This is a genomic window from Sinorhizobium alkalisoli (assembly GCF_008932245.1).
Classification (GTDB): domain Bacteria; phylum Pseudomonadota; class Alphaproteobacteria; order Rhizobiales; family Rhizobiaceae; genus Sinorhizobium; species Sinorhizobium alkalisoli.
In genome coordinates, this window is record NZ_CP034909.1 from 1,473,084 (window position 1) to 1,487,214 (window position 14,131).

The following is a 14,131-nucleotide window of genomic DNA, read 5'->3' on the forward strand; positions in this document are numbered from 1 at the left end:
GCGCGTTCGTCCGAACTATTCCTTGGCGGCGGGAGCGAGCAGTCCCGCGGCCTTCAGCAGGTTGTGCTGTCTGAGCGTGCTGTCGGCGAGGAGCGCGCGATAACGCGCGACGATGCGGGACCGATGCGCCTCGTCCGAAACCGCGTTCAGTGCGCCGAGGACCGCGGCGATCTTTTCGCTCACAGCGCGCAGCTCACCGAGGAGCTCCGAATTCTCCGCCAGCCGGAACACGTCCGCACTGGTAAGCTGTCCGATACCGAGCGGCGTCTTGGCGCCCTTCGACACATAGCCCTCCGGCAGATCGCCCTTGAGGTTCGTGACAGCCCGGTTCCGGATCGCGTCGAGCAGCTGATCGACGGCCTGCTTCGCACCGGCGACCCGGGTCGGGTGGTCGGTATCGGCGGCCGCATGCGGAAGAAGCTCGAGTTTGTCCGCATGCTTGGGAAGCAGCGACAGATAGGGCTTCATCGGTCCGGTCGGGCCTTCCGGACCCTTGAAGAGGTCCGCATCGATGGCCGCATGCCGGACCTTGCCGGATGCCAGCGCCTCATCAAGCGCTGCGACGTCGACCAGTTCACCGCGATCATAATTGATGAGCACGGACCGCTCGTTCAGCGCGGACAGGACCTCGCGGCCCACCAGCCCCGCATTGGAGAAGGCGCCGGTGGCGGGATCCTGCCTGCCCAGTCCGAGATGGACGGAGAGCACATCGGCACCCTTTGCCGCAGCGACCGGCGTCTCCGCATACTCATAGCCTTCGGCCAAAATATTGTCGCGATGAGCCGGACGAGCATAGATGACGACGTCCATGTGGAAGGCCTTGGCGATCCGGGCGAGTTCGCGGCCGATATTGCCGTAGCCGAGAATGGCGATCCGTTGGCCTTCCAGCTTCTCGGTCGGGTATTCGGCCAGGTTCTTGCCGGTGTCGAAGTCGCCATTCACGACGCGCGCGTGCAGGTCCGCCACCGGAAGATCGGGCGTGACCTTGAGCAGCGCCTTTGCGGCCATCTGCGCCGTCGCGCGGCTGTTGATGCCCGGTGTATTCATGAGGGGGGCCTCGCCTCCCTCGCCGTTGGGGCCGCCCCAGGAGGCAGATCCCATATTGCCGGTTCCGGTGCCGATGCGGACGCCGCCAAGACGGAACTTCGCTCCCGCGGGAATGAAGGTCGCGGCTGCGATCACCGCGTCATATTGGCCCTGATCGGTCTCGGCCAGGATTTCGTCGGCGGTGCTGAGATGCGGCTGGTAGAAGAAGTGGACCCTGCTGTCGTCGGTCGCGCCGGCGGTCGTAACCGAGCCCTCGTGGAACACGCATCCCTTTTCGCCGATATAGGCCGCGAGTTCGCTGTGGTCGAGACGTCCTTCCGCATCGAAGCGCAGGCCGATCGCATCGGCGATCAGCACCTTGAAGGTGCCCTCGCGTGGGCCGGCGGCGGAAGCGCCGCTGCTTTCGGCATATTCGACCTTGCTGCCTCTCCGTTCGAGGTCCTCTTCCAGCACGACGACCTTGGCGCGAAGATAGGCGTATTTCAGGTTTTCCAGGAGCGCGACGATGTCCGCGGGCTCGCGGATGCCGCCGACCCAGGCGCGATAATCGCCCGGCGTGCCCGGAAACGCGTTGACGTAGCGCGCCGCGTCGAGCCCGGTCTCGTGATCACCATTGGGGTGGGTGATGCCCTCGTAGCCCAGAAGCTGCTTCGAGCGTGCGATGATGCGGGCGTGGAGGTCGGAGGACGAGAGCTCGCCGTCATTGACCTTGAGCAACGTAACGGCCGCGCCCCGGCGCTCCCGCTCGTCGACCACCAGGCTGAACAGCGGATTCTTCGCGACCCACTCGTTGATGACTTCGCGGTTCGCAGAGGAGCGCTTGTTCAGTTCGATGACCGAGCCGATCCGGCGCTCGGTCTGCAGCAGGCCGAATGTCGTTTCGGCGAAGGCGAGCGCGCTGTAGGTGTTGATGACACCACCCAGCATCTTGTCTTCCTGGGCGTCGTAGAACGGGCCGGCATCGACGGAGCGCTTGCTGCTCAGCGGCTGCTTCGGATCGAGCGGCGGCGCGATCTTCAACTGACGGGGGATCGCCCAGGACGGATTGCTCTGGTTGCGCTCGATCAGCGCGAGAGCGGCCGGCGTAAAGGAAGCGACAAAGTAGCCGGAAACGCCGCCGATTGCCTTCTGGAAAGGCATGAAGAGGCAGCATTTCGCCATGACGGCCCGTACGACCTCGGGCTCCCAGGGCATGGCACCGAGCATGGAAGTGGCGTCGAACACGGCATGCCTGTTTTCCGGATCGCCATCCAGCCACGTCAGAAGTTCGTTGATTTCCTCGTTGGTGTAGGAATTCGCGCCGGTGGTCTCGTGGCCGACTCCGACGAAGATCGAGACGCCGAGCCTGGCAAGGGTCCGCGCCGACGGGATCGCGCCCTCCTTCTCCGCGAAATAGATCCTGTTCTCGTCGCCCTTCTCGGCGAAGCGGTGCATCTCGATGAGCTGCGTCGCCCAGGACTGGCGGAAGAAGCCGGATGCGCCGGCACCGCCGCTTTCGGGACGCGGCGTGTCCACATAGACGCGTTGGTCGGCGTCGTTGGCATTCAGAAGATGTTGAACGCAGACGGTGTAGCCGCTGTGGCCGCCGCCCAGCCCTACGGCGATACGGTTGGTCTTGGGAAATTCGAAGTAGCGATGGATCGCCCGCATCATGTCGAGCAGGATCTTGTCCGCCGGGTAACCGCGATGCATGCTGCGCGACAGTTCCGCCGTGGTGAAAGCGCCGATGTCCTTACCGGTATCGTCATATTTCCGATAGGTCTTCTCGAGCCAGCGATCGAATTCGAGGCGGCGAAGCCGGCTGTCAACCTCATCCGTCGCAGCGTCGGTGATCGGCCCTACCCCGAAGAACGGATTCGAGGGCAGCGAAGGAGCGCCATTCTTTGTCAACTCAAGCGCATCGAGCCGCTGCGCGTGCAATTCTGCGTCGGATATCATCTATAACCCTCTGGTTCCGATTGTCGGGGAGCGACCGTGACCGCTTCCCTGTTGTCGCCCGCCGGAAACCTTTTCCACTTCAGAAAATGGGCTTCCTGACTAGGCAGGACCGTTCGGGCGCATAATGTTGGAGAAATCGTCCGGACGCGCCGCACATTTTCGACGATGTGCCCATTCAATTGCGACATTCAGCGGGGAATGGCGCTCGGGAGCGGGCCGGCCCGCCTGGCCGGCGGTTCGGAAGGGCCTTTACTCCCCGCCTTGCCCGCTTTTCTTGTGGAGCAATCTCGCCTTGTGGTGCGCGCAATATTTCTTTCCGTCCGTCTTAGCCGCGCAGAAGAGATAGGGGCCGCCGCTGTTGATCGGCCAGGTGCACTCGCCCGGGCGCAGGTCTTCGAGCCGTTTGGCGAATGCCAGCCTGTCCGCGTCGTACTGATTTGCAGGGGCGAAATCTGTTTCGAATTTGGTCATGAGCGCACCAATGGACTGCATTCCCTCCGCATTGATCGGTCAGCCGGGAAGCAGCGTCAGCACCGTGATGGCGAAAACCACCGCGAGCGCGGCGAAGACCGCGATCAGTTCCAGCATCATGAAACGCTGCATATCGCGACGCATGACAACCTCCTCCACGCTGTTGCGCGGTAATGGGAAACGATTCGCGCCCGCAAAAAGTTCAAAATCGCGGGTGCGTGCCGACGCGTGCGCGATCGGCGTCCCGCCCGCGGGCGTTACTCGGCTTCCAAGGCCGGAGGAGGTTCATCCGCGGTCACCATCCGCATCAGGCCCACCTCGCTCCTTACACCTTGCCGATAGAGGTGGAAGAGCATCTTGCCGATCTCGGCACCGCCCTCGCTCTCCGGCTCCATATCCTTCAAGGAGCAGACGTGAATGTGAACGCGTCGAAGCATCGAGATTTCATCGTCGTCAATGGCCAAGTCCGAAAAGCGGTACCAGTTCACTTTGATCCTCCAGTCAAAGCAGCTTCGATGATGGTGGATCTGATATTGGTATCGCGGCGACCGGATTCCAGATCGGGATGCAGTCTCTTTGCGGTCGGCAGCACGCATCGCCCGGCCGGCGCCAAACAGCACCGTTTTCCAGATCATTGCAGGGGCGAATGCTCGACCGGTTCCGCGGGCGGCACTTCGGCCAGCATATCGACCGGATCAGCCGGGAGCAGCGTCACGATCATGATCGCCAAAACCAATGTCAACGAAACGATGAGCGCGATCAACTCGACCACCGGGAAGCGTTGGCTGTCGCGGCGCATGGTGATCTCCTCCATGCATTCGGGACAGAAGGAACGCTTGAGTGCCCTGATCGTTCATTGTCCCGGTCGCATCGACGGGCAGATGATGTCTGCCATTCAATGTCTACGGCGCCGCGTGTCCGCAAAGGTGTCTGTAACCGTTCGGGTGTGCGTAGACTTCCGAAAATCGGGTGCGCGCAGATGCGCTAGGGGGAATCATCCTCCCCTTCTCCCTTGCGCTGCAGCCACAGCGTCACACCCAGCACAGGAGCGCCCATCCGGATCCGACAGTCCAGCCATCATCGCCGCCAGCGTCAGATAGACGACGGTGGTTCATCGGGGCGGGACGATGCCTTCGTAATACTCACCATCCCCGCCAACGTAAACCTTTCCCGACTGGCACGCCGCCAGGGCCACCAATGCCAGCAACAGCATGATCTTGCGCATCGAATCGTCCTCTCCAACGCATTGCAGATCATTGATATTCCGGCATCCAGGCGCGATCAAATCTCATGACCGTGATCGCGCGCGCCTCCCGGCAAACCTGTCGGAATGGAAGGGGCGGGCTTTGCCGCCCGCCCCTCGGCAATCTTTGTTCCGCTTTCCCTATTCAGCTTTCATGACCTGGCCGCGGATTTCACCGTCGGGATGGGCGGCCGTGTGCAAATTCACATACAAGCGACCTTCGGTCAGCGCCGCAGCCTGGGTGTCGTCCAGTGTCGCAGAACCTTCAGAGAGCGCCGACACCTCGATCGGCACCATGGGTGGCGCATTTTCGCCGGATGCGGCAGGTCCGTGGAAATGGGCGGCGGTGACATCGCCGCTGAGCCCCGAATGCTCGATGGTCCAAGTGAGATTCTTGCTTTCCGTATCATAGGTGACGTCGGCCGTTCCCGTCGCACTGGTTTCGACCGGCGGCACCTCCTCGCTTCCCTTGAGTTCTGCCTTGAACTTCATCTCCTCGGCAAACCCCATCGAAGCTGCGGCGAGATAGCCCAGCGCAACGACGATACCGGTCGTCTTTGTCCACGACTGCATGGCTCATTCCTCCGATTTCACGTGGTTTCTGCGCTCTTTGCCGCATACATCCAGGCAAAGATAGAAACGCAGTGGAGAGTAGATAACGCGCAAGCGGCCGTCGGACAGGGGACGGCTGTATGCCATAGCTCGAAGATCTGCCGCAGCGCGGCCGGGCGGAAGCCGTCCGCGCATACGGCGCCGCTTAGATCGGCGTCGGCGGCACAATGCCCGTATAGTATTCGCCCTGGCCCGGCTGGTAGTGGTGGTAAACCGTGGGGCTCCCGGTCTGTGAACAGGCGCCGAGAATTACGAGTGCCATCAGCAATATGATCGCCCGCATGAGCTGGTCCTTTCCGGAATGATTGAGGTCCCCCATCTCTTTCCCGGGGGAGAGGATCGGCGTCATTGCCCTGCGTCGCACGTCGATTGTACATGCCGGGCCGCCATTCGCCCAGACCGCCGAAAGAGGGCGTGCCTGCAACCCCTGCCCTAAAGCGCCCGCGTCCCGCGCAAAGGTCGAAGTCGATTAAAGGAACAGTAAGATGTAGCGCGCCGCGTCGCCGCGGCCCCTCTGGGCCCGCAAATCCGGCATTTGCATCAAATGCAACCGCCGGGTTTCACCGGCGATCAAAGGAAATCTGGCACAGAGGAGAAAAGAGCGTAACCGGGGATTGAAAAGGTGACCCAGGTTGTAACCGTATCCGCAACGACGGCGGCCTATGCGGCGGAAGCCGTCAAGCCGTCCGCGCGCATACGCGGCGACGGCCCCGCCGACGAGGCGATCACGCTGCTTTCGGCCCGTCCGGTCGAGCGCAAAAACGTAGCGCCCGCGCCGATTGCGAAAGCCAAGGGTGCCCTGTGCCAAGCGCTGATGCTGATCAGCGCCGAACGGCGAACGCCGCAGGAGAGTGCGGCGGAAACTATGCGTCGTTACCTCGAATTCATGCAGGACGAGGAAGGAGACCGCGGCCAGGCAGACGACCGGCCGGTTGAGCCCGAGGCGGACGAGGAGCAGGAGACCGACGAGTTCTCCGTCATGCTCGAGCAGTTCATCCAAAGGGGATGACCCGAAGGAGCGAGCCTGAGCCCGCTCCCGTCCGACCGGCGTTCACTTGTGCTTGTGTTGGTTCTCATCGCCGGCGGCATTGCCGACCGGCAGCACATAGTCCACCTTGCCCGCTTTTTCGAAAGTGAGCGTAACGGGGACCGCATCGCCTTCGGCAAAGGGCTTCGTCACCTCCATGAACATCAGGTGCAACTGGCCGCGCGTCAGGTCCACGGTCTCACCCGCCGGGATGACGATACCGTCCTCGAGCTTGCGCATCTTCATCACGTCGTTCTCCATTGTCATTTCGTGGAGTTCGACGCGGCCTGCGGCCGAGCTTTCCGCCGCAATCAGCCGATCGTCGGTACTGCCGTTGTTTTTCACGATCATACCGCCGCCACCGACTTTGGCGCCCGGCAACATGGCTTTCACCGCGCCGCCGGAGATTTCGAGATCCCCCGCCTCGACGGGGCCGGAGGCCTGAACTCCGCCGTGCCCGCCATGGGCATGCTCCCCGCCCGTGAGCGTCACGCTTACGGTCGGCGCCGGATTTTTCAGCGAATGGGGGTCTTGCCCGGCGGCCGGCACCTCATCCCAGGCGACCTTGCCATCGGCGCCGCAAAACTGGACCGTCGGAAAGGCGAGTACCGTTTCCTTGTCGAAGCCGGAGACTTTGCCGCGGATCACAAAGGTGTCGTAATACGCATCGGGCAAATTGCCGCCCTTCCAGCGGATTTCGATCGGGCCGGAGGATATGTTTGTTCCGTGATTGTCATAGGTCTTCTGGTAGTCACCCTGAATGATTTCAAGCTCCCAGCCGGGCTTCGGCTGCGGTTTTGCGAAGACGAAACCTTCGGGCAGTCTGACCTGCACCTCGGTCGTCGCCTTGCCGTCGCAGCCATGCGGCACCTGTAGAACCGCCTTGAAGGTCTTTTCGGCGGGCGCCTGGTCCACTTCGAAGGTCGCATGCGCGTGGGCCATGCCGGCGACAAGTGTCATGCCGGCGGTGAGAAAGGTAAGTCTGTTCATCTCGTAATCTCCGAACCACGCGCCTTTGATCCATGGGCTCTGTGGTGCCGCCCGGGCGGCGAAATGCACTAAGGTTTTGATTGGGGAGAGCTACGAAAAAGCCGGCGGAGCGCGCGATGGCGGCAGCAAGCGTCGGGCGACAGATGTCACCTGGTCCGCAACGGCCGGCCTGGATGCCATCCAACTGCCGTTTACTGCCGGCCCGCTTTGTTTGGGCGGTAACGGCAAGAGGATCGATGCGGCGAGGCGGCAGGCCTCGCACACTGGCGCCACGGCAGGCGCCTTCCCGCGTTGCGGGCCGCCGTCGACCCCATGCGTGCCGAAGCAGATATCCGCGAAAGCGCCGTCGGGAAGACGGTATTCGGCTGAGAGCGCCGGGCTTGCATGCTGCGCGACGCCGGGCTTGTGGGCGAAGGCAAGGAGAAGGAGTGCGAAAGCTGCCAGCAGCCGCACCGCAATCCCGAGATTTTCCCCACGCCCGCTCATCATCGCCTCATAGATAGGATCTTCGTAACCCACAACCGCCAGCAAATGCAAAAGCCGAATCGCCGCAGGCGCTCTCGGCCGCGGCGCCAGTGCATCCATTCTCGGTAAACACGATGCGTGGATCCGAAGGGTTACGGCGCGGTAAGGCCATGGCGACAAAAATATGCTTGGACGCGACATTGTCCCTTGCCAAAATCCGGACTTCGCCGTTATCTGGATACGATCTTGTTGGGAGAAACCGGTTCAATCCGGTGCCGAAGGAGCCACCGCCCCGGAAACTCTCAGGCCAAAGGACCGACGGGATACCGGTAAGGACTCTGGAGAGAAGCGTTTTCACGCTCGCCGAAGGGATAACAATCTCAGGCAAAGGGACAGAGGGGGCTCGAATTTGTCGGCGCTCGACGCCGGTAGTGTGAGCCGGCGCGTGGCGCGCCAGACCTGGAGGCCGGACTTTGGAAAGTATCTCCCGTTTGAAACATACGCCTCTGCACGCGCTCCATCTGTCGCTGGGCGCGCGCATGGTGCCTTTCGCCGGCTACGAGATGCCGGTGCAATATCATGAGGGCGTACTCAAGGAGCACCTGCACACCCGCGCGGCCGCCGGCCTCTTCGATGTCTCCCATATGGGGCAAATCGCCATCCGCCCCCGCTCGGGCCGGATTGCCGATGCGGCTCTGGCGCTCGAAAGGCTGGTGCCGGTAGATGTGTTGGGTCTTGCGGAAGGCCGCCAGCGCTACGCGCTTTTCACCAACGACCAAGGCGGAATCCTCGACGACCTGATGATCGCCAACCGCGGTGACCATCTCTACCTCATCGTCAACGCCGCCTGCAAGGCGGCCGACTTCGAGCATTTGCAGCGCGGACTTGGCGACAGCTGTCTCGTGACGATACTGAACGATCGCGCGCTCATAGCGCTGCAAGGTCCCCGAGCCGAGGCGGTGCTCGGTGAACTGTGGGCAGACATCGCCTCCATGCGCTTCATGGATGTCGCGGAAGCGGACCTCCACGACGTCGCCTGCATCATTTCCCGCTCCGGCTATACCGGTGAAGACGGCTTCGAGATCTCAATTCCCATTGCCTCGGCGGTCGATGTGGCGCAACGTCTGCTCGAGCATCCGGACGTGATGCCGATCGGTCTCGGCGCCCGCGACTCGCTGCGCCTGGAAGCGGGCCTCTGCCTTTACGGCAACGACATAGACACGGAAACGACACCGGTCGAAGCTGCGCTCGAATGGGCGATCCAGAAGAGCCGCCGCTCCGGTGGCGACCGGGCCGGCGGCTTCCCCGGCGCAGACCGTATCCTTGCCGAATTCACGGACGGTGCCAGCCGGCGCCGCGTCGGGCTTAGGCCGGATGGGCGCGCGCCGGTGCGCGGTGGCGTGAAACTCTTTGCCGATCCGGAGGGCACGGTCGCCGCCGGCACGGTGACCTCGGGCGGTTTCGGTCCGAGCGTCGATGCCCCGGTTGCCATGGGCTATGTCGATACCGCCCACGCCCTAAGCGGCACCAAGCTCTTTGCGGAGGTGCGCGGCAAATACCTGCCCGTCACGGTGTCCGCCCTGCCCTTCATCCAACAAACCTACAAACGCTGACCAGGAGAAGCACGCATGCTGAAATTTACCGAGGAACACGAGTGGCTGAAGATCGACGGCGGCGTTGCAACGGTCGGCATCACCGAACATGCAGCCGGCCAACTGGGCGATCTCGTCTTCGTGGAGCTGCCGGAGGTTGGCGCGACCTTCTCCAAGGGCGACTCGGTCGCGACCGTCGAATCGGTCAAGGCCGCGTCCGACGTCTATTGTCCGCTCGACGGCGAGATCGTCGAAATCAATCAGGCGATCGTCGACGACCCCGCGCTCGTCAACAGCGACCCACAGGGCAAAGCCTGGTTCTTCAAGCTCAAGCTCGCCGATGCGAATTCGGCCGATGCCCTTCTCGATGAAGCGGCCTACATGGAGCTTGTCGGCTGATGAGCATGCCAAAGGACTTTACCTTTACTGACTACAAGCCCTACGATTTCGCCAATCGGCGCCATATCGGTCCTTCCCCGGCCGAAATGGAGGAGATGCTGAAAGTCGTCGGCTATCCGAGCCTCGATGCGTTGATCGACGACACAGTCCCGGCCTCGATCCGGCAGAAAACGTCGCTCTCCTGGGGAGCGGCGATGACGGAGCGCGAGGCGCTCGACAAGCTGCGCGAAACGGCAAACCGCAACGAGAAGCGCGTCTCGCTGATCGGCCAGGGCTATTACGGCACGATCACGCCGCCGGTTATCCAGCGCAACATCCTGGAGAACCCGGCCTGGTACACCGCCTACACGCCCTACCAGCCGGAAATCAGCCAGGGCCGGCTCGAAGCCCTGCTCAACTATCAGACGATGGTCTGCGACCTGACAGGCCTCGACGTCGCCAATGCGTCGCTGCTCGACGAGGCGACAGCGGCGGCGGAAGCCATGGCCATGGCCGAGCGCGTCGCCAAGTCGAAGTCGAAGACCTTCTTCGTCGACGAGAACTGCCATCCCCAGACGATCGCATTGCTGCAGACGCGTGCGGAGCCCCTTGGCTGGCAGCTCGTCTTCGGCGATCCCTTCAAGGACTTGGAACCCGCCACCGTCTTTGGCGCCATCTTTCAATATCCCGGCACCTACGGCCACGTTCACGATTTCTCGGACCTGATCGCCAGGCTTCACGAGCAGGGCGCGATTGCGGCGATTGCCGCCGATCCGCTGGCGCTGGCATTGCTGAAGTCCCCCGGTGAGATGGGCGCGGATATCGCCGTCGGTTCGACCCAGCGCTTCGGCGTGCCGGTCGGCTATGGCGGGCCGCACGCCGCCTATATGGCCGTCAAGGATGCCTACAAACGGTCCATGCCCGGTCGCCTCGTCGGCGTCTCGGTCGATTCACGCGGGAACCGGGCGTATCGGCTGTCGCTTCAGACGCGCGAACAGCACATCCGCCGGGAAAAGGCGACCTCCAACATCTGCACCGCCCAGGTGCTGCTCGCAGTCATGGCGTCGATGTACGCCGTCTTCCACGGCCCGGAGGGCATCAAGGCAATCGCCCAGGGCGTGCATCAGAAGACCGTGCGACTTGCCATGGGCCTCGAAAAGCTCGGCTATGAGGTCGAGCCGGATCTCTTCTTCGACACGATCACCGTAGAGGTCGGCAAGCTGCAGGGCGTCATCCTGAAGGCGGCCGTCGCCGAGGAAGTGAACCTGCGCAAGATCGGCTCGACCAAGATCGGCATCAGCCTCGACGAACGGTCGCGGCCGGTGACGCTGGAGGCGGTGTGGCGCGCATTCGGCGGCGATTTCAAGGTCGAGGAGTTCGAGCCCGGTTACCGGCTGCCGGAGCCGTTGCTGCGCACCGGCGAATATCTCACCCATCCGATCTTCCATATGAACCGCGCCGAGAGCGAGATGACGCGCTATATGCGCCGCCTCGCCGACCGCGATCTCGCGCTCGACCGCGCCATGATCCCGCTTGGCTCCTGCACGATGAAGCTCAATGCGACGGCGGAAATGCTGCCGATCACCTGGCCGGAATTTTCGGAGATCCACCCCTTCGCGCCCACCGACCAGGCGCTCGGCTACCGGCATATGATCGAGGACCTGTCGGAAAAACTCTGCGCCATCACGGGCTATGATGCGATTTCGATGCAGCCGAACTCGGGCGCTCAGGGCGAGTATGCCGGATTGCTTGCGATCCGCGCCTATCACATCGCCAACGGCGATGCACATCGTGAGGTCTGCCTGATTCCGACCTCGGCGCATGGCACCAATCCCGCCTCCGCGAATATGGCCGGCATGAAAGTCGTGGTCGTCAAGGTGAGCGACATCGGCGAGATCGACATGGACGATTTCCGCGCCAAGGCGGAACAGTATTCGGACACTCTCTCCTGCTGCATGATCACCTATCCTTCGACGCACGGTGTCTTCGAGGAGAATGTGCGCGAAGTCTGCGATATCGTTCACAAGCACGGCGGGCAGGTCTATCTGGACGGCGCCAACATGAACGCCATGGTCGGCCTCGCCCGGCCCGGCGACATCGGCTCGGACGTCAGCCACCTCAATCTGCACAAGACCTTCTGTATTCCGCATGGCGGAGGCGGTCCCGGCATGGGTCCGATCGGCGTCAAGGCGCATCTTATTCCCTTCCTCCCCGGACATCCGGAAACCGACAGGAACGACGGCACGGTCTCAGCCGCCCCCTTCGGTTCGGCGTCGATCTTGCCGATCTCGTGGAGCTATTGCCTGATGATGGGCGGGGAAGGCCTGACCCAGGCGACCAAGGTGGCGATCCTCAATGCCAACTACGTCGCCGCGCGGCTGAAGGACGCCTATGACGTGCTCTACAAATCCGCGAAGGGCCGCGTCGCGCATGAGTGTATCATCGACACGCGTCCGCTCGCCGAAAGCGCCGGCGTCACCGTGGACGATGTCGCCAAGCGGCTGATCGACTGCGGTTTCCATGCGCCGACGATGAGTTGGCCAGTTGCCGGCACGCTGATGATCGAACCGACCGAATCCGAGACGAAGGCGGAGCTCGACCGTTTCTGTGATGCGATGCTGGCCATCCGCGAGGAGGCCCGCGCCATCGAGGAAGGCCGGATGGACCGCGACAACAATCCGCTGAAGAATGCGCCGCACACGGTCGAGGACCTCGTCGGCGACTGGAACCGGCCCTACTCTCGCGAGCAGGCCTGCTTCCCGCCAGGCGCCTTCCGTGTCGACAAATATTGGTCGCCGGTCAACCGCGTCGACAACGTCTATGGCGACCGCCATCTCATCTGCACTTGCCCGCCGATCGAAAGCTACGCGGAAGCGGCGGAGTGAAATATATCAGTGACGGGGGCGTGCCTTGGTACGCCCCCCAATTATCGCCACGCAATGGTCGCTGCAGCACTTGTTGCCTGTGTTTGTCCTTGAGCCGGGGTCGATCGAAGGAGACATACTGTAAGGACAATGATGGCAACCAGCATCGGTCAATCCGTCAATCCGTCGAGACGTTGTCAGACGATGCGTCGCCCACACAGGGCAACCTGAAACTGTCGCTGAACAACTGACCGAGATCGAGCGTCGAGCGTACGCCAAGGTCATCGAAATGCTCGTTGAGAAAGCGTTCCGCCCAGGCCCGTCCGCGCTCCATGAGATAGACGAGATAGCTCCATTCGGCCGTGAATTTGCTTGAGGCGCTAAGGAGCTCTGTCTCCTCGTGCGCGCGGATCAGGTGAACGTAGCTGTCCCGATAACGCTCGGATTCGAGCCCTTCCGCCTCGATCAGCTCGTGCAGGAGGTGGATGGAACGCAACTCCTTCAGGAGCGCTGCATTGAAGGTCACTTCGTTCAGTCGATTGATGATTGCCCGGCCGGTCGTCGGCAGTTCCTCGCGGACAAGCGGATTGATCTGGACGATTACGATGTCTCGGGTGGCGCGGTCGTCGACGAGCGGATAGAGCGCGGGATTGCCGATATAGCCGCCATCCCAATAGGCCTCGCCGTCGATCTCGACCGCCCTGAACAGGTACGGCAGGCAGGCGGACGCCATGACGGTGTCGACCGACAGGTCGGGCTGCGTAAACTCCTTGGCCCGGCCCGTGCGCACGTTGGTCGCGGTGACGAACACCTTCAGGCTGGAGCACCGATTGACTGCGTCGAAATCGATTGTGTCGGCGATCAGGTCGCGCAGAGGATTGATGTCGAACGGGTTCAGTTCATAGGGAGAGAACTGGCGCGTGAACTGTTCGAACCAGAGATAGGCCGGGGAGTGGTCGAGACTGTAATTGTTGGACATGCGGTCCCAAAGCGTGCGCTGCAGCGGAGACCAGCGCGCAGCGTCGCTCACCGCCTTCCAGAATGCAGCCAGCGCATCGCGTCCACCATCCACCCCCCCTTTCTCGAGGCCATCCGCAAGCATGACCGCATTCATAGCGCCCGCGCTCGTCCCGCTGATGCTGCAGATGCCGATGCGACTGTCTTCCAACAGCCGATCCAGCACCCCCCAGGTCAAAGCACCATGGGACCCGCCACCCTGCAGCGCCAGATCGATGTGCTTTCGTGTCACTTGGTCGGGCATGGTGTCACGGCTTGGTCAACAGCCGCGCACGGCACGGGCGGTGAAAATTTACCTTCGAAGCAGCGCCGTCAGTCGAAGCCGGTCCAAATGGCGACATCTTTCCTCTCGCGAAAAAGTTGCTGCCCTGCGCCCGGATTGAACTCTATGCGAGATGGCAATCATCCTCAAGTCCTCACAGGTCCGTCAATCTGAGCGTCATGCTTTTCGAGAATCGGATCCGATCATTGGGCCGATAAATCGTCC

At 62.4% G+C, this 14,131-nt stretch carries 13 protein-coding genes and 2 riboswitches; of the genes, 4 read left to right on the forward strand and 9 right to left on the reverse strand.

What is annotated here, in order from left to right; all coding sequences use genetic code 11:
* Nucleotides 1-15: 15 nt before the first annotated feature.
* The 6 genes from EKH55_RS07295 to EKH55_RS07320 form a co-directional block, all read right to left on the reverse strand.
* Nucleotides 16-2,985: an NAD(P)-dependent oxidoreductase gene (locus tag EKH55_RS07295; RefSeq protein WP_151611244.1), complete on the reverse strand. Its 2,970-nt coding sequence runs from the start codon at nt 2,983-2,985 to the stop codon at nt 16-18.
* A gap of 249 nt (nt 2,986-3,234) precedes the next feature.
* Nucleotides 3,235-3,456 carry a GcrA cell cycle regulator gene (locus EKH55_RS07300; RefSeq protein WP_069457487.1) on the reverse strand — a complete coding sequence of 74 codons (222 nt, stop codon included), beginning with the start codon at nt 3,454-3,456 and terminating at the stop codon, nt 3,235-3,237.
* Nucleotides 3,457-3,713: 257 nt separating this feature from the next.
* A complete protein-coding gene (locus EKH55_RS30145) occupies nt 3,714-3,893 on the reverse strand; it encodes a hypothetical protein (protein WP_151611960.1) in 180 nt (59 codons plus the stop codon).
* Nucleotides 3,894-4,087: 194 nt separating this feature from the next.
* Nucleotides 4,088-4,255 carry a hypothetical protein gene (locus EKH55_RS29355; RefSeq protein WP_192803754.1) on the reverse strand — a complete coding sequence of 56 codons (168 nt, stop codon included), beginning with the start codon at nt 4,253-4,255 and terminating at the stop codon, nt 4,088-4,090.
* A 585-nt stretch (nt 4,256-4,840) separates the two neighbouring features.
* Nucleotides 4,841-5,272 (reverse strand): CHRD domain-containing protein, encoded by a 432-nt coding sequence (locus EKH55_RS07315; RefSeq protein ID WP_151611246.1) that lies wholly within the window; start codon nt 5,270-5,272, stop codon nt 4,841-4,843.
* Between the two features lie 184 nt (nt 5,273-5,456).
* The gene (locus EKH55_RS07320; RefSeq protein WP_131820465.1) at nt 5,457-5,660 is read right to left on the reverse strand and encodes a hypothetical protein; all 204 of its coding nucleotides are present in this window, start codon (nt 5,658-5,660) and stop codon (nt 5,457-5,459) included.
* A gap of 273 nt (nt 5,661-5,933) precedes the next feature.
* Here EKH55_RS07320 and EKH55_RS07325 point away from each other — a divergent pair, with 273 nt between their 5' ends.
* Complete coding sequence (locus tag EKH55_RS07325; RefSeq protein ID WP_069457398.1) at nt 5,934-6,320, forward strand: hypothetical protein; 387 nt, start codon at nt 5,934-5,936, stop codon at nt 6,318-6,320.
* Between the two features lie 42 nt (nt 6,321-6,362).
* Here EKH55_RS07325 and EKH55_RS07330 read toward each other — a convergent pair whose 3' ends face one another.
* Complete coding sequence (locus EKH55_RS07330) at nt 6,363-7,328, reverse strand: DUF1775 domain-containing protein (RefSeq protein ID WP_151611247.1); 966 nt, start codon at nt 7,326-7,328, stop codon at nt 6,363-6,365.
* 90 nt (nt 7,329-7,418) lie between these two features.
* Nucleotides 7,419-7,814 carry a hypothetical protein gene (locus tag EKH55_RS29710; RefSeq protein WP_151611248.1) on the reverse strand — a complete coding sequence of 132 codons (396 nt, stop codon included), beginning with the start codon at nt 7,812-7,814 and terminating at the stop codon, nt 7,419-7,421.
* A gap of 219 nt (nt 7,815-8,033) precedes the next feature.
* Nucleotides 8,034-8,121: riboswitch (glycine riboswitch) on the forward strand.
* Nucleotides 8,122-8,199: riboswitch (glycine riboswitch) on the forward strand.
* A gap of 67 nt (nt 8,200-8,266) precedes the next feature.
* Between EKH55_RS29710 and gcvT the strand changes: the two genes are divergently transcribed.
* Genes gcvT through gcvP form a run of 3 tightly spaced genes read left to right on the forward strand, consistent with a single transcriptional unit; the run spans nt 8,267 to nt 12,648 of the window.
* Nucleotides 8,267-9,406 (forward strand): glycine cleavage system aminomethyltransferase GcvT, encoded by a 1,140-nt coding sequence (gene gcvT / locus EKH55_RS07340; protein ID WP_151611249.1) that lies wholly within the window; start codon nt 8,267-8,269, stop codon nt 9,404-9,406.
* A 15-nt stretch (nt 9,407-9,421) separates the two neighbouring features.
* Nucleotides 9,422-9,784, forward strand: a complete 363-nt coding sequence (gcvH, locus tag EKH55_RS07345; RefSeq protein ID WP_151611250.1) for a glycine cleavage system protein GcvH — start codon at nt 9,422-9,424, stop codon at nt 9,782-9,784.
* Nucleotides 9,784-12,648 carry an aminomethyl-transferring glycine dehydrogenase gene (gene gcvP / locus EKH55_RS07350; RefSeq protein ID WP_151611251.1) on the forward strand — a complete coding sequence of 955 codons (2,865 nt, stop codon included), beginning with the start codon at nt 9,784-9,786 and terminating at the stop codon, nt 12,646-12,648. Before gcvH ends, gcvP begins: the two co-directional genes overlap by 1 nt.
* A gap of 157 nt (nt 12,649-12,805) precedes the next feature.
* Here gcvP and EKH55_RS07355 read toward each other — a convergent pair whose 3' ends face one another.
* A complete protein-coding gene (locus tag EKH55_RS07355; RefSeq protein WP_151611252.1) occupies nt 12,806-13,888 on the reverse strand; it encodes a patatin-like phospholipase family protein in 1,083 nt (360 codons plus the stop codon).
* Nucleotides 13,889-14,131 lie beyond the last annotated feature (243 nt).